The organism is Thermaerobacillus caldiproteolyticus, assembly GCF_013761245.1.
Classification (GTDB): Bacteria; Bacillota; Bacilli; order Bacillales; family Anoxybacillaceae; genus Thermaerobacillus; species Thermaerobacillus caldiproteolyticus.
In genome coordinates this window covers 184,537-202,211 of sequence record NZ_JACDUT010000007.1, presented here as the reverse complement: position 1 = coordinate 202,211, position 17,675 = coordinate 184,537, and the positions used below count along the sequence as shown (strand labels likewise).

Sequence of the window (17,675 nt, the reverse complement as noted above, 5' to 3'; positions counted from 1 at the left end):
CGTATAATTATACTTTTATGCGGTTTGCACAGAACAAAAACTTACAACGATTCACATAGCATAATTCTCGTTATCGATCGTCATCTTATTGCGAATTCCCATTTACGTTAAAAGAGTGACAAGTTTTTATTTTGCTGAATAGTGAGAAAGGGAGAATGCTATGCTAACAAACGATTTAGATTTTCGATTAGAATCACGTTTAAAAGAACTTTATGAACAACATAAAGAGCGAGCAAAGAAAATCGATTGGAGCTATCATGAATTTTTACCATGGGATAAGGGAATGGATTTTAAAAGAGTTCCTTGGGATGAAAGTCAAGTTACTCTGCCTTCTGGTGTGATTACTGCTATCGAAACAGCTTTATTAACAGAAGTAAACTTACCATGGTTTACTACCTATCTATCCGAAACCTTTAAAGGATCCCTTTCTGTTATTACAGATTTTATCCATACTTGGACTTCGGAAGAAGATCAACATTCTGATTTATTGGAGACTTATTTGCTGCTCACTCGAAATGTTGATCCTAAACGGTTGCATGAATTAAGAAAATCAGTCGTTGAGAATGGATTTACGGCTAATTTTCATACACCCATTGAAGCGATGACGTATACGACGTTACAAGAGCTTGCAACGATGGTGTTTTACAATAATGTAGCCAAGGTTGCAAGTAAGCATGATCCGGAACTTGCTACGTTATTGCGCCGTCTTGCCAAAGATGAGACACTCCATTATGCGTTTTATCGGGATGTCATTCGAGAGCATTTGAAATTGGAACCTAATTATTGCTATCACATTGCCAATGTGATTATGAATTTTAAAATGCCAGGTGCTGTTATGCCTGACTTTGAAAATCGAATGGCTGTCATTGCAAAAGAAGCGAATTATGGTCCGCTTCAATATTTTGATCAAGTGCTTGATGTCATTGTTGATTATTGGAGATTAAAAGACTTACGACCAATTGCACCTCTAGCTGAAAAAGCAAGAATCGAAATCTTAGAGTATCATGCAAGACTGAAAAAAATACGCGATAGGTTTTCAAGGGGCAACTAATTCATATTCTGAAACATGCAGATGTGCAACATGGTTTCGGTACGAAGATCATTTACTAGAAATATAGGACATGATTACAGATTATGATACGATGCTAAAACGTTAATAGATTCCTTTCGATTTTGGACAGACTTCACCTCTTGTGGAAGTTGTCCTTTTTTCAGCATATGCATCATTTCCATCCCGTTCAGGATTTTGAGTAGCTGTTTGAACATAGCACAGACTCGTTGTCTTGTTCTATGATATGTTTAGATATCGAATTTTCCTTATTTGGACATCTGCTGGCAGCTTAGCTTGCCGCCTTTGTCGATAAGCTGAGAGTGTAGACAAATGGGGTTCAGACAACGAGTTTGAATCCTATTTTAATGTGCTCTAATGTTTTCTTCGAAAGGGCACCTTTCAAGGAAGAGAAAATAAATAATTCTCTTGCTTCTTAGTTGAGAAAATAAACATAAACGTGTAAACTGATATTGCATGGATGATTTATTTTATACATAATATGTACAAGCAATCCATATGATGATAATAAAAGGCATCGCACGGCACGTTGTGTGGTGCCTTTCCTGTATGGTGTAGGGTGAGGAGGAGAAGAGAGTGAACAAGAAAATGACAGCAATGTTAATGGCTTTATCCATGTTGGTTGGGGCAGGCGGGACGTATGCCGGCATGCAGCTAGTTGACCGGGATGCGGGTGATCACATGTCGCTTATCCAACCGAAACAGGATGCAAACAAAGCAACAAAAAGCGAGGAGGAAGAGTTAAAGAAAGTTGAACAAGCGTACGAGTTAATTAAAAATCGCTATGTCCAAAAAGTCGATGATCAAAAATTAATTGAAGGCGCGATTCAAGGGATGATTGAAACGCTCAATGACCCTTATTCTGTGTATATGGATGAGGAAACGGCACATCAATTCACCGAATCATTAGATTCTTCCTTTGAAGGCATTGGTGCCGAGGTGAGCATGATTGACGGAAAAGTGACGATTGTCGCTCCGTTTAAGAATTCACCAGCAGAAAAGGCTGGACTGAAACCAAACGACCAAATTATTAAAGTGAATGGAGAAAGTATTGAAGGACTCGATTTATATGAAGCGGTAATGAAGATTCGCGGTAAAAAAGGGACGACCGTTCACTTGGATGTTCTTCGTCCAGGTGTGAAGGAAGTATTAAAAGTAAATGTTGTCCGTGATGAAATCCCAATCGAAACAGTATATGACTCCATGAAAACGTACAAAGGGAAAAAGGTTGGGTATTTGGAAGTAACGTCATTCTCAGAAAATACGGCACAAGATTTTAAAAAGAAATTAAAAAAATTAGAAGATGAAAAAATTGAAGGATTAGTCATTGACGTGCGTGGTAATCCAGGAGGATATTTACAAAGCGTCGAGGAAATTTTAAAACAGTTTATTCCGAAAGATAAGCCATATGTACAAATTGAAGAGCGCGATGGTGATAAACAGCGCTTCTACTCTGATTTAGCAACGAAAAAACCGTATCCGGTTGTCGTGTTAATTGACAAAGGAAGTGCTTCCGCTTCGGAAATTCTCGCAGGGGCTATGAAGGAAGCAGGAGGCTATAAGCTTGTTGGAGAGACGACATTTGGAAAAGGAACCGTTCAACAAGCGATTCCAATGGGCGATGGCAGCAATATCAAACTGACACTTTATAAATGGTTGACTCCTGATGGGCATTGGATTCATAAAAAAGGAATCAAACCGGACGTAGTGGTGCAACAACCGGAATACTTCTATGCAAGCCCAATCCATATTGAAAAAGAACTTGTTTACGATATGAATAACGAACAAGTAAAAAGTGCTCAGCAAATGTTAAAAGGTCTTGGTTTTGATCCGGGACGTGAGGATGGTTATTTCAGCCAAAAAACAGTAGAAGCTGTTAAACAATTCCAAAAAGCAAACAACCTTCCGGTCACCGGAAAGATTGATAAGGCAACAGCGGAATTGCTGCAAACGAAAGTGCTTGAAGCAATTCGTGATGACAAAAATGATGAACAATTAAAGACAGCAATGAAAGTACTTTTCCAATAATCCAAACAAAATGGGCTGATCCGTATGCGGATGCAGCCCATTTTTATTTTACGAACACAAATCGTTTTTGACCAAGATAGTTGAGAACGGTATAGAGAGCTGTGCCAAATAAAATGGCAATATCGTTCGTATAATGCGGAGGTACAATGGAAATGGTTGTCATTGTCCAATCTGCGATTTGTTTCGCGAGGCGATAGGAAACAAAATAGCACGTCATGATGACGATAAGAAAGCGAACGGCGCTATCGGCAATCGGAGCGTTGCTTTGAAAGGTGAAGACACGATTTAAAATGTAACTTACAATAGCGCCGATCGTATTGCCGATCAATGTTGCCCACCAATAGGAAAAATGGGCAAGATGGAGAAGCATATACATCGAAGACAGTCCAACCGCCGTATTCATCAGCCCGACAAGTAAAAAACGAAAGAAGGGGTGATTCATGATTTCACCCTTTCTTTTTCATGGAATGAAGGAAGGGATAACTCGTGTTCCATTTGTCGAGAGTATAAATTTTCTTCAATCGTAAACCGCGGTCGTCTCTTTACCTCTTGATAAATTTTTCCGATATATTCTCCAATTAAGCCAATACTCATTAATAGGAGTCCTCCTATAAACCAAATCGAAATCATTAACGATGTCCATCCGGATTCCGCATGTCCTAATAATTTGACGATCAGGGCGTAAATGCCGGCTGCACTGCTGAGGAGAAACGAAAGAAAGCCGATGAATGTAATAAACCGAATCGGTGCAACGCTAAATGATGTCATTCCGTCAAAGGCAAATGCCAGCATTTTTTTGAGCGGGTATTTCGATTCTCCAGCGAATCGCCCTTTTCGGTCGTATAGCACCTCGGTCGAGCGGAATCCAAGCAAGGGAACAATTCCGCGTAAAAATACATTTGCTTCACTGTAACGGCTTAATTCTTCCAACGCCCGTTTGCTCATTAAGCGAAAATCCGCATGGTTATAAACAAGATGAATACCCATTTTTCGCATAAAACGATAAAAGCCTTGAGCGGTCGCTCGCTTGAAAAAGGTGTCTGTTTTGCGGCTGCGGCGCACTCCGTATACAATGTCGAACCCTTCCCAATATTTCACCACAAACTCACGAATAACAGAGACATCATCTTGTAAATCCGCATCAATCGAAATGACGCAATCAGAATAGTTTTTTGCTGTTTCAAGTCCGGCCAGAAGCGCTTTTTGGTGTCCGAAATTACGCGATAGTTTTAAGCCTGTTACAAACGGATTAGTTTCGCTTTCTTTTTCAATGAGCGACCATGTTCGGTCACGACTACCATCGTCTACAAACAAAATTTTGCTTTCGGCTGCGATGAGATGTTCGTCCAATAAGTCTTCCAATACGGCGGTTAATTGTTTGGCGGTTTCTAGGAACACTTCTTCTTCGTTATAACATGGTACAACAATCGTTAATACCGGTTTTTTCACGATAGTTTCCCCCTTTACTCCACTTTATATAAGTAAATCTTCCAGACGGATTCTGAGTCTTCAAATGATTTCATCAAGCGAAGATGGTTTTCTTTCGCATTCATAATCGGAACAGAAGAAAAGATATAGCGTCCTCCCATTTTTTTAAAGACGTCTGTGTTGATGTCAAGATGGCGAATCTTTTTATGAGACGTTTTTCGAAAATCGTAATGCTTGCCTAGTTCTGCTGAGAAAATATACACCCGATTGCCCCAATGATCGAAGTAATCTTTGAGTTCCGGACTTTTATCGAGCTCTTTCGCAATAATTTTTCGGAACTCGTGCTTGTAAGAAAGCGGGTAAAAATTGTTGTACGTGTCGAGCGTGTAAAACCCATTATATTGCGCAATCGCCGGATGAAGCCCGATGCTGGCGACCCGGTAGGAGCTTTGTGGTTGTCCGATATAGTCTTTAATCTCTTGGAACAAATGCTCTGCGTAAAACTCCTTAAATGATGGAGTGCCAATGATTCGATAACGAATTTCTTCGTTAAAGCCACAGAGCAAGAGAATTTGCAGGACAAGGGAGACAACGACAAACCGTCTCCATTTTTCTCCTCTTTGCCAGAGAATCCATAACGCAATCGCAAAATCCAGATAGATGACAAGCGGGCGTAAAAAGTGAAAGCGAGCGAAATTAAAAGTGTTCAGCAACGAAAATCTTTCCTTGAGCGGCTGCCACCCTTTGTAAAACCAGAACGCATACCAGACGGATAAGACGAAATTTAAGACAAATAGAAATAAAAACTGTTTTTCTATTTTCTTGTTTTGTTTGGCGATGACAAAGGCAAATGCAATGAAAAGCACAGGTAAGATAATGAAGGTATGCAATGTCATCACATGGGTATGTCCAAGTAAATAATTTTTAAAGACAAGGCGAACCGTGTGCCAAAAACCAAGTTTGGAAGATACAAACTCGTTTCGGCTCGTCGGTTCTTCTCCGAACAGCAGTGAGTAAACGAGACGATATTCAATGGCTAGAAACAGTCCCGTCATAAAGGCGATACTCCCAAGGAACGGGAGATTCCATTGTTTTTTGACGATGACATCGCGCAACCAAAGTAATGCCATCGCCGTTAAAAAGAAGAAAAAGCCAAGGACAAAACTTGCATAAAACGGAAGAAGGGCAAGAACGAGCCACTCTTTCCATGACGCTTGTCGATTTCGAATGGTTAAAAACGCCCAAAGCGCAAGCGGCATCCCGAGTGTACTTAACATACCTGATGGCCAAAAAGGGGTAAGGGCAAACGCGAGAGCTGCCCCGACGCGAATGAGATAGGCCTCTTGTTCTGTCAAAAAGTGTCGTTTTAGTAACAAATACATCCCAAGAAAGGCGAACACTCGTGTAATCGTCTGGCTAAGGGCATACGCAACCATTGAAGGAAACAGGGCATGGAGCCAGACGATGCCGCTAAACTCCGTGCCAAAAGCGTTGCGAGGCAGACCATTAATGACTTGTGGAATCGTGGCATTGAGCGGTCCAAACAACTCTCCGCTTTTTGTCAGCACCTTATACCACGCAATATTGGAATCTAAGTTATCATGAACGCGAATATGAGCGTTTTCTCCTAACAGATAAAGCGGAGAGAGATAAAGAGCTAAAAGGAGGACTGCGATCCATATGGCTATTTGTTCTTTGTTTTTGACTTGTTTGTTACACGGTATCATTGTTCTCCGCTCCTTCTTGTTTAAACTTAGTCAAAACGGCATTTATTATAAGACAAAATGATTAAAAAACAATAAAAAATTTATTAAGAAAAGTAAAAGGTAGCGCGATGAATTCTAGTGGAAAAAAGAACTCCCTTCCCGCTGTGCGCTAGCAAGCGGAAAGGGAGAACGAAACGATTTTATGCAAATAAACTCATAATGCGGCTAAGACCGCGTCGTTTTGGTTTTTTTCTGCTATTTTCTTCATCGAGGGAGCGGTCGTGATTGACTTTTTCGAGAAGAGCCAGCCGTTGTTCTAATTCGTGAATGTAAGTAGTGAGCTCATCAATTTCTTGACGGTGTTGCAATAGTTGAAATGAAACGACTTCATCGGCTTTTTGATCAAGTTGGCGCTCCATGCGCTGGAGGCGTGAGGTGAATTTGTCGAGTTGCGGTTGGACGTAAGTGGTGAAAAACGCTTCGGCAGAGAAGGCATCTTTTTCTTCTATATCGATGATATCGCTGTCTTCTAGAGCGGCTCCATGTTCAAACTTAATTTGTTCTAACAATGCCAGTGTTTCAGCATCAAATACATAATGACCAGCTTCGTTTTTTGAGCACGGAATGTTATATTTTTTCACCCAACGTTGAACCGTTTTCGGCGATACCCCAAGGCGTTTGGCGACGTTACTTGTTTTTAGCTCCATAGTTTCCTCCTCCTTTTTCTTCTTGCTTATATCATTTTTCCATCGAGTGCTGATTTCCTTTCGGCTTGACAAAACTAGTGCGGATTCGGCAAAGAAAGTGGTCATCTCGAACGGTTCGTCAATTGTTGGCAAGAGGCGTTGAAAAAAATTCCTAACAGTCATAGGATTTACGACAGCGATTTGATAGAATACAAGTAGATTGGCAGAATCGTGAACATAGCGAGGTGATAGGGAATGTCCGCGTGGGTGTTAGAAATAATCAAAGGAATTGGTCGGTTATGGATACAACCTCTTTTCTATTATGGAATTTTGTTGGTGCTTTTTGTTGGATGGCGCCGGGTAAAAAAAGAGCGAAGTCATTTTCATATTCGTGTGTATGATTGGTTTCATGAAAGCAAATTTTTTTGGCGTAGCGGTCTTGGAATCGGCGTTGTTATTTCGTTTGTGACCGTTGTTGTCGGTGTGGCGTTTCCGCGGGATGCGGTGATGTTGCTCGCTTGGGTAACGATATTGCTTGGGCTGACGTTACAAATGAGGTTGTTATCGCCTGCTTACACGATCGGATTGACTTTTTTTGTTGTTAGTTTTTTAGCTAGATATGAAGGAACAAAATCATTTTTTACAGCCAATTTTCCTGGACTTAATGAAACGAATTTGCCAGCGTTAGCGATATTGCTAGCGTTGCTTTTAATGGCGGAAGCGTGGTTGATTTTACGAAATGGGGCTGTAGGGACATCTCCGCAATTGACGAAAAGTAAGCGTGGGTTCATCGTCGGGGAACATTGGGCACAACGGCTTTGGTTTGTGCCGATACTGCTTCCGGTGACGGGGGATGCGCTTGTTCCTCCATTTTCGTGGTGGCCGCTGTTTCCGGGAGGGAATGACACGTATTCCCTCATGCTTGTCCCGTTTTTCATTGGCTTTTCCCAGCATGTTCAAGGAATGAATCCGCATCGATCGATTCACTTTACGGGGAAACGTGTCATGCTGTTGTCACTTGTGACCAGCATTCTGGCCGTGGTAAGCTACTGGTATGTGACGTTAGCGATTGCCGCGGCAGCTGTAGCGTTTATTGTGAGAGAATGGTTTGCGTTTTCCCAGCATGTTCAAGACCGTTCCCAGCCGCCTTACTTTTCGCAGCGCGCGAACGGGCTGGTAATCGTAGGGATCCTTCCGAAATCGAAAGCGGAGAAGATGGCACTTCAAATTGGTGAAGTGATTGTGAAGGTAAATGGAATGCCAGTGAAAACGGAAGAAGAGTTTTACAGAGCATTGCAGCGGAATCGCGCGTTTTGCAAGTTAGAAGTGTTGGGAGAAAATGGAGAAGTTCGCTTTGTGCAAGGAGCATTATATGAAGATGAACACCATGAACTTGGTTTATTGTTTGTGCAACAACGAAAAAAATGGGCCTCTGAAGCCGTCTAAATAAGGAGTTTTGGCGATGTGGTTTATCATTGCGTTAATTGTGCCATGCTTGCTAGTTCTTTTATTCACACGTGTGACGTATAACCATTATGTCGGTACGCTGTTAACGGTCGCTTTATTAGTGGCTTCTTATGTGAAAGGGTATACGGATGAATTACATGAAATTTTAGCTGATATTGTATCCACGACCGTCGGATTTTTGTATGCAGAAAAGATGGTCAAAAGGCTAAAAAAATGAAATGAGAACGTGCCTTCGAATACGGAAGGCACGTTTTTTTGTAACGATTGGATTTTTTGGAACGAATATAAGTTCGCTTTTTTTGTGCATCTTTTCTTTCAATATGCTACAATGAGAGTTAGGATGAATGAGAATAGGAGGCTTTGCATGTGGGAGAGCGTTTTGAGTTAGTCTCAACCTATCAGCCGCAAGGCGATCAACCAAAGGCGATTGCCAAATTAGTAGAAGGAATTCGAAATGGTGTGAAGCATCAAACGTTGTTAGGGGCCACAGGAACGGGAAAGACGTTTACCATTTCCAATGTCATTAAAGAAGTCAATAAGCCGACGCTTGTGATTGCCCATAATAAAACATTAGCGGGGCAATTATATAGCGAATTTAAGGAGTTTTTTCCGAACAATGCGGTGGAGTATTTTGTTAGTTACTATGATTATTATCAGCCGGAAGCATACGTGCCGCAAACGGATACGTACATTGAAAAAGACGCAAGCATTAATGATGAAATCGATAAATTACGACATTCGGCGACATCGGCGCTGTTTGAGCGGCGCGATGTCATTATTGTCGCGAGCGTATCGTGCATTTACGGTTTAGGTTCGCCGGAAGAATATCGCGAGCTCGTCGTGTCATTGCGTGTAGGCATGGAAATAGAACGGAATGAACTGTTGCGTCGCCTTGTCGATGTGCAATATGAACGGAACGATATTGACTTTCAGCGCGGAACGTTCCGCGTGCGCGGCGACGTTGTTGAAATTTTTCCAGCTTCGCGCGATGAACATTGCATTCGCGTTGAATTTTTTGGTGATGAAATTGATCGCATTCGCGAAGTGGATGCGTTAACAGGAGAGATTATCGGTGAACGGGAACATGTTGCCATTTTCCCAGCATCCCACTTCGTTACGCGCGATGAAAAAATGCAACTGGCGATTCAAAATATTGAAAAAGAGCTAGAGGAACGGTTGAAAGAATTGCGTGAGCAAGGAAAACTGCTAGAAGCGCAGCGTTTGGAACAGCGGACGCGCTATGACCTTGAGATGATGCGGGAAATGGGCTTTTGCTCAGGTATCGAAAACTATTCCCGCCATTTAACATTGCGTCCGCCGGGGTCGACGCCATATACGTTGCTTGATTATTTCCCTGATGACTTTCTTATTGTGATCGACGAATCACATGTGACATTGCCGCAAATTCGCGGAATGTATAATGGGGACCGGGCGCGCAAGCAAGTATTGGTGGATCATGGATTTCGTTTGCCATCAGCACTTGATAACCGCCCGTTAACGTTTGAGGAATTTGAACAAAAAATTAATCAAATTATTTATGTATCGGCAACACCGGGACCATATGAATTAGAGCATAGTCCTGAGGTCGTTGAACAAATTATCCGCCCGACGGGACTGTTAGATCCGACGATTGATGTTCGTCCAATTCAAGGGCAAATTGACGATTTAATCGGGGAAATTCACGAGCGCGTCAAACGAAATGAGCGTACGCTTGTGACGACGTTAACGAAAAAAATGGCGGAAGATTTGACGGATTACTTAAAAGAGATTGGCATTAAAGTGGCGTACTTGCATTCGGAAATTAAAACGCTTGAGCGAATTGAAATCATTCGTGATTTGCGTATGGGCAAATACGATGTGTTGGTCGGCATTAACTTGCTCAGGGAGGGGTTAGATATCCCGGAAGTATCTCTTGTGGCAATTCTTGATGCCGATAAAGAAGGATTTTTGCGTTCCGAGCGCTCGCTGATTCAGACGATTGGTCGTGCTGCCCGTAACGCGAATGGGCATGTCATTATGTATGCTGATACGATTACCCAGTCCATGGAAATCGCAATTAATGAGACAAAGCGGCGTCGTGCCATCCAAGAAGCGTACAATCGCGAGCATGGCATTGTGCCGCAGACGATTAAAAAGGACATTCGCGATGTAATTCGTGCGACGTATGCTGCGGAAGAACAGGAAACGTACGACACAAAGCCGAATTACAGCAATCTCACCAAAAAAGAGCGAGACAAGCTCATTGCCAACTTAGAAAAGGAAATGAAAGAAGCGGCCAAAGCGCTTGATTTTGAGCGAGCAGCCGAGTTGCGTGATTTAATTTTTGAGCTAAAAGCGGAAGGATGATCGCAATATATGGCTAAGGATAAGATTATTATTAAAGGAGCAAGAGCTCATAATTTAAAAAACATTGATGTAGAAATCCCACGCGATAAGCTTGTCGTGTTGACAGGTTTATCCGGATCGGGAAAGTCGTCGCTTGCCTTTGACACAATTTATGCGGAAGGACAGCGGCGCTATGTTGAATCGCTGTCCGCTTATGCGCGTCAATTTTTAGGGCAAATGGACAAGCCGGATGTTGATGCGATTGAAGGGTTGTCACCGGCGATTTCCATTGACCAAAAAACGACGAGCCGTAACCCGCGCTCAACGGTCGGAACAGTAACGGAAATTTATGACTATTTGCGCCTGTTGTTTGCCCGCATCGGGCGCCCGATTTGTCCGGAGCACGGGATTGAAATTACGTCGCAAACGATCGAGCAAATGGTGGATCGTATTTTAGCGTATCCGGAGAGGACGAAAATTCAAATTCTCGCACCGGTCATATCAGGGCGAAAAGGGACACATGTGAAAACGCTCGAAGAGATTAAAAAGCAAGGCTATGTGCGCGTTCGCGTTGATGGAGAAATGCGTGAGTTGACCGAAGACATCGAGCTTGAGAAAAACAAAAAACATTCCATCGAAGTAGTTGTGGACCGAATTGTGGTCAAAGAAGGAATCGCTTCACGCTTGGCGGATTCGCTTGAGACGGCATTGAAGCTTGCAGATGGTAAAGTGATTATTGATGTCATTGGCGAGGAAGAATTGTTGTTCAGCGAGCACCATGCGTGCCCCTATTGCGGTTTTTCCATCGGCGAGCTAGAGCCGCGCATGTTCTCGTTTAACAGCCCGTACGGAGCTTGTCCGGATTGTGATGGGCTAGGAGCTAAGTTAGAAGTCGATCCAGATTTAGTCATTCCAAACGATGAATTAACATTGCGTGAGCATGCGATTGCCCCTTGGGAACCGCAAAGCTCGCAATATTATCCGCAATTGCTAGAAGCGGTCTGCCGTCATTACGGCATTGACATGGATGTGCCAGTGAAAGAGCTGCCAAAGCATCAGCTTGATAAAATTTTATACGGAAGCAATGGAGAGAAAATTTATTTCCGTTATGAAAACGATTTTGGACAAGTTCGCGAGCAGTACATTGAATTTGAAGGGGTCATTCCGAACGTTGAACGCCGTTATCGTGAGACAAGCTCCGATTATATTCGCGAGCAAATGGAAAAGTACATGGCGGATCAGCCATGTCCGACATGTAAAGGAAACCGGTTGAAAAAGGAAAGCCTAGCCGTATTTGTTGGCGGCAAACATATTGGAGAAGTGACAGCACTTTCGGTTACTGAAGCGCTCGACTTTTTCCGAAATTTACAATTGAGCGAAAAAGAAATGAAAATCGCCAATATGATTTTGCGTGAAATTATTGAACGCCTTGGCTTTTTAAACAACGTTGGTCTCGACTACTTAACGTTAAGTCGTTCGGCGGGAACGCTTTCGGGCGGCGAGGCGCAGCGTATTCGCTTAGCGACCCAAATCGGTTCTCGTTTGACAGGTGTGCTCTATATTTTAGATGAACCATCCATCGGTCTTCATCAGCGCGATAACGATCGCTTAATTGCGACGTTAAAAAGTATGCGTGATATCGGCAATACGCTTATTGTCGTTGAACATGACGAAGATACAATGCTTGCGGCCGACTATTTAATTGACATTGGCCCGGGGGCCGGCATTCATGGTGGGCAAGTTGTGTCCGCAGGGACGCCGGAAGAAGTGATGAACGATCCGAACTCGCTTACCGGACAATATTTGTCAGGGAAAAAATTTATTCCGCTTCCAGTTGAGCGACGCAAGCCTGACGGACGTTGGTTAGAAATTGTCGGCGCGCGGGAAAATAACTTAAAAAATGTATCGGTGAAAATTCCGCTCGGCACGTTTATTGCGGTAACAGGTGTGTCAGGCTCTGGAAAAAGTACGCTTGTCAATGAAATTTTGCATAAAGCATTGGCGCAAAAGCTGCATCACGCTAAAGCGAAGCCGGGTGAACATAAAGCGATCAAAGGTATTGAGCATTTAGATAAAGTGATTGACATTGACCAGTCGCCAATCGGTCGAACGCCGCGTTCCAATCCTGCCACATACACAGGAGTATTTGATGATATTCGTGAGGTGTTCGCCGCAACGAACGAAGCGAAGGTGCGCGGGTATAAAAAAGGCCGGTTTAGCTTTAATGTCAAAGGTGGAAGATGTGAAGCGTGCCGCGGCGACGGAATTATTAAAATCGAAATGCACTTTTTGCCGGATGTGTATGTACCTTGTGAAGTGTGTCACGGCAAACGTTACAATCGCGAAACGTTAGAAGTGAAATATAAAGGAAAAAATATTGCTGAAGTGTTAGAGATGACAGTTGAAGATGCGCTCCAATTTTTTGAAAATATCCCGAAAATCAAACGGAAGCTGCAAACGATTTATGACGTTGGCTTAGGATATATTCAGCTTGGTCAACCAGCAACGACGCTCTCTGGCGGAGAAGCTCAGCGTGTGAAATTAGCGTCGGAATTGCATCGCCGTTCTACAGGGCGCACGCTCTATATTTTAGATGAGCCAACAACCGGATTGCATGTCGATGACATTTCTCGTTTGTTAAAAGTGTTGCAGCGATTAGTCGATAACGGCGATACCGTTCTTGTCATCGAGCATAACCTTGATGTTATTAAAGCAGCTGATTACATTATTGACCTTGGTCCGGAAGGCGGCGATAAAGGTGGACAAATCGTCGCTACGGGAACACCGGAAGAGGTTGCTGAAGTGGAAGGTTCTTATACAGGAAAGTATTTAAAACCGATTCTTGAGCGGGATCGCAAGCGAATGAGAGCCATGTATGACACGGCGGGGGTGTAATACCCGCCGTGCTTTTTTTTAGAAACTTTTTGCCACCCATGTCGTATATAAAAAGCAAAGGGGGAAACGACGATGAATTCAAATAAAGTGCTTGCTTCGTTATGTTATTTTAGTGTCTTTTTTGCCGGGTTTATTTTTCCGATTATTGTGTATTTCGTCAGCGATCGTGTTGAAGTAAAAACGCATGCGAAAAAAGCGTTTCTTTCTCATCTTATCCCGTTTGCCACGATTGTGCTCTTTGTGATTATGGGCATCTCTATTGGAATTTTTCATCAAAGTGGCGCGGTTGACTCAATGCCAGGTCTTGTATTAATAGGGATCATTATTGCGGGGATTGTTAATATGATTGTTGTAGTTTGGAACATTATTAAAGGGATTCAAGTCTTAAAATAACGGTGATGGAGGGATACGCGCATGGAGGAAAAAAAGCGCATATTAAAAATGGTGAAGGAAGGAATGCTAACGGTAGAAGAGGCGCTTACATTGCTTGAACAATTAGAGGAAGGAAAAAAAAGTGGAGATGCTGCGTTTTTAACAACAGATGTTCAGTTTACCGATACAAAGCAAGATTCTGTCAAGTCGTCATCGTTAAAAGAAAAGCTATTCGACTTCTTGGATACAACGGTGAAAAAGATCAAAGACTTAGATCTTCATTTCGGTACTGCTTTTGAAGTAAGACATATTTTTCAGCAAAGCGATGCCTCTTTTGGAGCCATTGATGTTCATATCGCCAATGGCAATGTAAAGGTAGTGCCATGGGATCAAAGGGATGTTCGTATCGAGTGTGAGGCAAAAGTATATCGGGCTGAGTCATTGGAAGCAGCGCGGCAGTCCTTTTTGCGGGAGGTATTTTTTTCAATCGAAAACGGATATTGCCGATTTTCCGTTCCGAAGCCATTCATGAAAACAAAGGCCACTGTTTACATTCCAGAGACTTATTATGATCATGTAAAAGTGCGTTTATTTAACGGTGATATTCACGCGGATCGTTTGCAAGCAAGACAGCTGCGTGCGAAAACGGTCAATGGTTCGATTGCGCTTCATCACCTCATTGTTGAAGAAGCGGAGTTGGAAACGGCAAACGGCTCCATCTCTCTTTTGCAAAGCACAGTGCAAGATATTGAGGCTGAAAATGTTCATGGCCTTATCGAAATAAACGGAACATACAAAAACGTGCACTTGCGCACATTTAGTGGTACGATGATATGTAAGAATGAAGGGAAAGAAGGGACGATATATACTAAAACCGTAACAGGAAATACGAAATTATTCGTTCCAGCAGACGCTCGTCTAGAAGGGGAGATAAAGACGAATCTCGGCAGTTTATCGTATAACCATACCAATCTCGTCATTGTTGAAGAAAAGCATGAAGCAGCACAAAAGGGGCTGCAGTTTGTAAGCAAGCAAACGGAACAACCACTGTTACGCGTTTATGCCGATTCCAAAACAGGTTCGATTTCATTACAATCCATTGGAGATGATAGTATATGAAGCAACGAGTGACAGTCATAAGAAGGAAACATTACTTTTCCGTGATTTTTTCATGATGAACTGGCTGATTAGCATTCTTGTGAACACAGTTTTATTGATGGCAATTGATGGGTATTTTGCCTCGATCCACTTTAGCGGAGTGGGGGCTGCGTTCATTGCGAGCCTCATTCTTTCCATTCTCAATATATTTGTACGGCCGATTTTAATCCTTTTGACATTGCCGGTTACGATTCTTACGCTTGGATTATTTTTCTTTGTGATTAATGCAATAACGTTGATGATGACTGCCGCTATTATGGGCGATGCATTTGAAATTGGTGGATTTGGAACGGCACTGCTTGCTTCCATCGTTCTTTCCTTTTTCCATTTGCTCATCCAAAAAGCAATTATCGAACCATTGCAGCGCAGATCGTAGTACAAAGGTGAGACACCTGAATCGGTGCTCACCTTTTTCATCATTATATCTTTTTTCCTTTCTTGAGAAGGGGTGTCTAATTAGAAACATATCTGCTGGTTAAACCAACTTCTTCGCTGACATGTGACGAGTGATCGCAGGTGCAGAGTCTGGAAAATAGTCTTCCTTCGGCTGCCTCTCTTGTGTCAAATAGTCTTCGCACTCGAAGTGCAAGCACTTTTGTGGACGAAGAACGTTTGACCATCGCGGAGCTAGGATGGTGATGTTTCTCTGTTTGCACACAGGACGTGGGCAAGTTTTAGGAGAACTTGGGACGCTTATTCTTTTCTTATTGTCTCCCATTCAATGAAGGGAGGAAAAGTGCTAAAATGGAAAAAGACGAGGAAAGGAGAGGGCCGACATGCCGAAAGTACGTACAAAAGATATTATTGACCAATTTCAATTGGAATTGATCAGCGGCGCTGAAGGAATTCACCGCCCGATTACGACGAGTGATTTGTCGCGTCCAGGGATAGAAATCGCTGGATACTTTGCTTATTATCCTGCTGAACGCATTCAATTATTAGGAAAAACAGAGCTTTCTTTTTTTGAAACGTTAAGTCCGAAAGAGAGAAAAGTGCGTATGGAACGACTTTGTACCGATATTACTCCCGGCATTATCGTGTCGCGTGGGTTAGAGATACCACAAGAGCTTATTGAGGCTTCTGAACGTCAATCTGTTCCTGTTATGCGTTCCACGATGAAAACGACACGCCTTTCAAGCCGTTTGACGAACTATTTGGAAAGTAAACTAGCCCCAACGACAGCAGTGCATGGTGTATTAGTGGATGTCTATGGGGTTGGTGTTTTGATCACTGGAAAAAGCGGCGTTGGAAAAAGTGAGACGGCGCTTGAACTTGTTAAAAGAGGGCACCGGTTAGTGGCGGATGACTGTGTGGAAATTCGCCAAGAAGATGAAGGTGTACTTGTGGGAAGCGCTCCTGAATTAATTGAACATCTTTTGGAAATTCGCGGTTTAGGCATTATTAATATGATGACATTATTTGGAGCTGGAGCCGTTCGGACGCATAAGCGCATTTCGTTAGTGATTGATTTGGAACTTTGGGACCCAAACAAACAATATGATCGCCTCGGACTTGAGGAAGAGAAAGTCAAAATTATTGATACAGAATTGACGAAGCTGACGATTCCTGTAAGACCAGGGCGAAATCTTGCGGTCATTATTGAAGTAGCAGCGATGAATTTCCGCTTAAAACGGATGGGCATGAATGCAGCAGAAGAGTTTTCAGCGCGTCTAACAGATGCGATTGAGGATGGAGACCATGATTATGAATAAAAGATAGGAGGGAACATCAATGGAGACAACGATTCAACCGTTAGACCGCGTGTTTTTGCATCTAGGCCCGATCACCATTTATTGGTACGGTGTCATTATCGGAACGGGAGTGCTTCTTGGATTATGGTTAGCGACGCGGGAAGCAGTGCGGCGAGGGTTACCAAAGGAGACGTTTGTCGATCTTGTCCTATTTGCTGTACCAATCGCGATTATATGTGCGCGTACATATTACGTTATTTTCGAGTGGGACTATTATTCAAAGCATCTTTCTGAAATTCCAAAAATTTGGGAAGGGGGGCTGGCGATTCACGGTGGGTTGATTGGAGCGATTGCCACAGGAATCGTTTTTGCCAAAGTGCGTGGTTTATCGTTTTGGAAGCTGGCGGATATCGCGGCACCAAGCATTATTTTAGGGCAAGCGATCGGCCGTTGGGGGAATTTTATGAATCAAGAGGCACACGGTGGTCCGGTGACGCGACAGTTTCTTGAAAGCCTGCATTTGCCGGATTTTATTATTAATCAAATGTATATTAACGGTCAGTACTATCACCCGACGTTTTTATACGAGTCGGTTTGGGATTTCATCGGTTTTTTACTTTTACTAGCGCTTCGAAACATCAATTTGCGACGTGGTGAGTTATTCCTTAGTTATCTTATTTGGTATTCGATCGGCCGCTTTTTTATTGAAGGAATGCGAACGGACAGTTTAATGCTAACTGCTCATCTTCGCATGGCACAAGTGATGTCGATTGTGCTTATTCTCATTGCCGTCAGTCTATGGATTTTTAGAAGAGTGAGAGGGCTAGCCAAGGAGCGTTATACAGATTAG

15 protein-coding genes are annotated in these 17,675 nt (G+C 42.8%); 11 read left to right on the top strand and 4 right to left on the bottom strand.

The annotated features are described in order from the left end of the window. Positions 1 to 160: 160 nt before the first annotated feature. Together HNR31_RS12405 and HNR31_RS12400 are read left to right on the top strand one after the other, a co-directional pair. Complete coding sequence (locus HNR31_RS12405) at positions 161 to 1,051, top strand: acyl-ACP desaturase (protein ID WP_181556545.1); 891 nt, start codon at positions 161 to 163, stop codon at positions 1,049 to 1,051. Positions 1,052 to 1,645: 594 nt separating this feature from the next. Then, positions 1,646 to 3,097, top strand: a complete 1,452-nt coding sequence (locus HNR31_RS12400) for a S41 family peptidase (protein ID WP_181556544.1) — start codon at positions 1,646 to 1,648, stop codon at positions 3,095 to 3,097. Positions 3,098 to 3,140: 43 nt separating this feature from the next. Here HNR31_RS12400 and HNR31_RS12395 read toward each other — a convergent pair whose 3' ends face one another. From HNR31_RS12395 to HNR31_RS12380, 4 genes are all read right to left on the bottom strand, one after another. Next, positions 3,141 to 3,539 (bottom strand): GtrA family protein, encoded by a 399-nt coding sequence (locus HNR31_RS12395; protein WP_181556543.1) that lies wholly within the window; start codon positions 3,537 to 3,539, stop codon positions 3,141 to 3,143. After that, positions 3,536 to 4,546, bottom strand: coding sequence for a glycosyltransferase family 2 protein (locus tag HNR31_RS12390; RefSeq protein WP_181556542.1), 1,011 nt, complete (start codon positions 4,544 to 4,546; stop codon positions 3,536 to 3,538). The genes HNR31_RS12395 and HNR31_RS12390 overlap by 4 nt, the downstream gene beginning before the upstream one ends. Positions 4,547 to 4,560: 14 nt before the next feature. Continuing rightward, positions 4,561 to 6,252, bottom strand: coding sequence for a DUF6044 family protein (locus HNR31_RS12385; RefSeq protein WP_181556541.1), 1,692 nt, complete (start codon positions 6,250 to 6,252; stop codon positions 4,561 to 4,563). 179 nt (positions 6,253 to 6,431) lie between these two features. Beyond that, positions 6,432 to 6,938, bottom strand: a complete 507-nt coding sequence (locus HNR31_RS12380; RefSeq protein ID WP_181556540.1) for a MerR family transcriptional regulator — start codon at positions 6,936 to 6,938, stop codon at positions 6,432 to 6,434. 234 nt (positions 6,939 to 7,172) lie between these two features. Between HNR31_RS12380 and HNR31_RS12375 the strand changes: the two genes are divergently transcribed. The 9 genes from HNR31_RS12375 to lgt all read left to right on the top strand — a co-directional run bounded on the left by HNR31_RS12375 (position 7,173) and on the right by lgt (position 17,675). Next, complete coding sequence (locus HNR31_RS12375; RefSeq protein ID WP_181556539.1) at positions 7,173 to 8,363, top strand: PDZ domain-containing protein; 1,191 nt, start codon at positions 7,173 to 7,175, stop codon at positions 8,361 to 8,363. Positions 8,364 to 8,379: 16 nt separating this feature from the next. Beyond that, positions 8,380 to 8,601: a CsbA family protein gene (locus HNR31_RS12370; RefSeq protein WP_181556538.1), complete on the top strand. Its 222-nt coding sequence runs from the start codon at positions 8,380 to 8,382 to the stop codon at positions 8,599 to 8,601. Positions 8,602 to 8,750: 149 nt separating this feature from the next. Further along, positions 8,751 to 10,730 carry an excinuclease ABC subunit UvrB gene (uvrB, locus tag HNR31_RS12365; RefSeq protein WP_181556537.1) on the top strand — a complete coding sequence of 660 codons (1,980 nt, stop codon included), beginning with the start codon at positions 8,751 to 8,753 and terminating at the stop codon, positions 10,728 to 10,730. A 9-nt stretch (positions 10,731 to 10,739) separates the two neighbouring features. Continuing rightward, positions 10,740 to 13,604: an excinuclease ABC subunit UvrA gene (gene uvrA / locus HNR31_RS12360; protein WP_181556536.1), complete on the top strand. Its 2,865-nt coding sequence runs from the start codon at positions 10,740 to 10,742 to the stop codon at positions 13,602 to 13,604. A 72-nt stretch (positions 13,605 to 13,676) separates the two neighbouring features. After that, a complete protein-coding gene (locus HNR31_RS12355; RefSeq protein ID WP_181556535.1) occupies positions 13,677 to 13,997 on the top strand; it encodes a DUF4870 domain-containing protein in 321 nt (106 codons plus the stop codon). 21 nt (positions 13,998 to 14,018) lie between these two features. Continuing rightward, positions 14,019 to 15,095 carry a DUF4097 family beta strand repeat-containing protein gene (locus HNR31_RS12350; RefSeq protein WP_181556534.1) on the top strand — a complete coding sequence of 359 codons (1,077 nt, stop codon included), beginning with the start codon at positions 14,019 to 14,021 and terminating at the stop codon, positions 15,093 to 15,095. Between the two features lie 52 nt (positions 15,096 to 15,147). Next, complete coding sequence (locus HNR31_RS12345; protein WP_181556533.1) at positions 15,148 to 15,510, top strand: phage holin family protein; 363 nt, start codon at positions 15,148 to 15,150, stop codon at positions 15,508 to 15,510. A gap of 400 nt (positions 15,511 to 15,910) precedes the next feature. After that, the gene (hprK, locus tag HNR31_RS12340) at positions 15,911 to 16,846 is read left to right on the top strand and encodes an HPr(Ser) kinase/phosphatase (protein ID WP_181556532.1); all 936 of its coding nucleotides are present in this window, start codon (positions 15,911 to 15,913) and stop codon (positions 16,844 to 16,846) included. A 19-nt stretch (positions 16,847 to 16,865) separates the two neighbouring features. Next, entirely contained in the window at positions 16,866 to 17,675 is an 810-nt protein-coding gene (lgt, locus tag HNR31_RS12335) for a prolipoprotein diacylglyceryl transferase (protein WP_181556531.1), read from the top strand.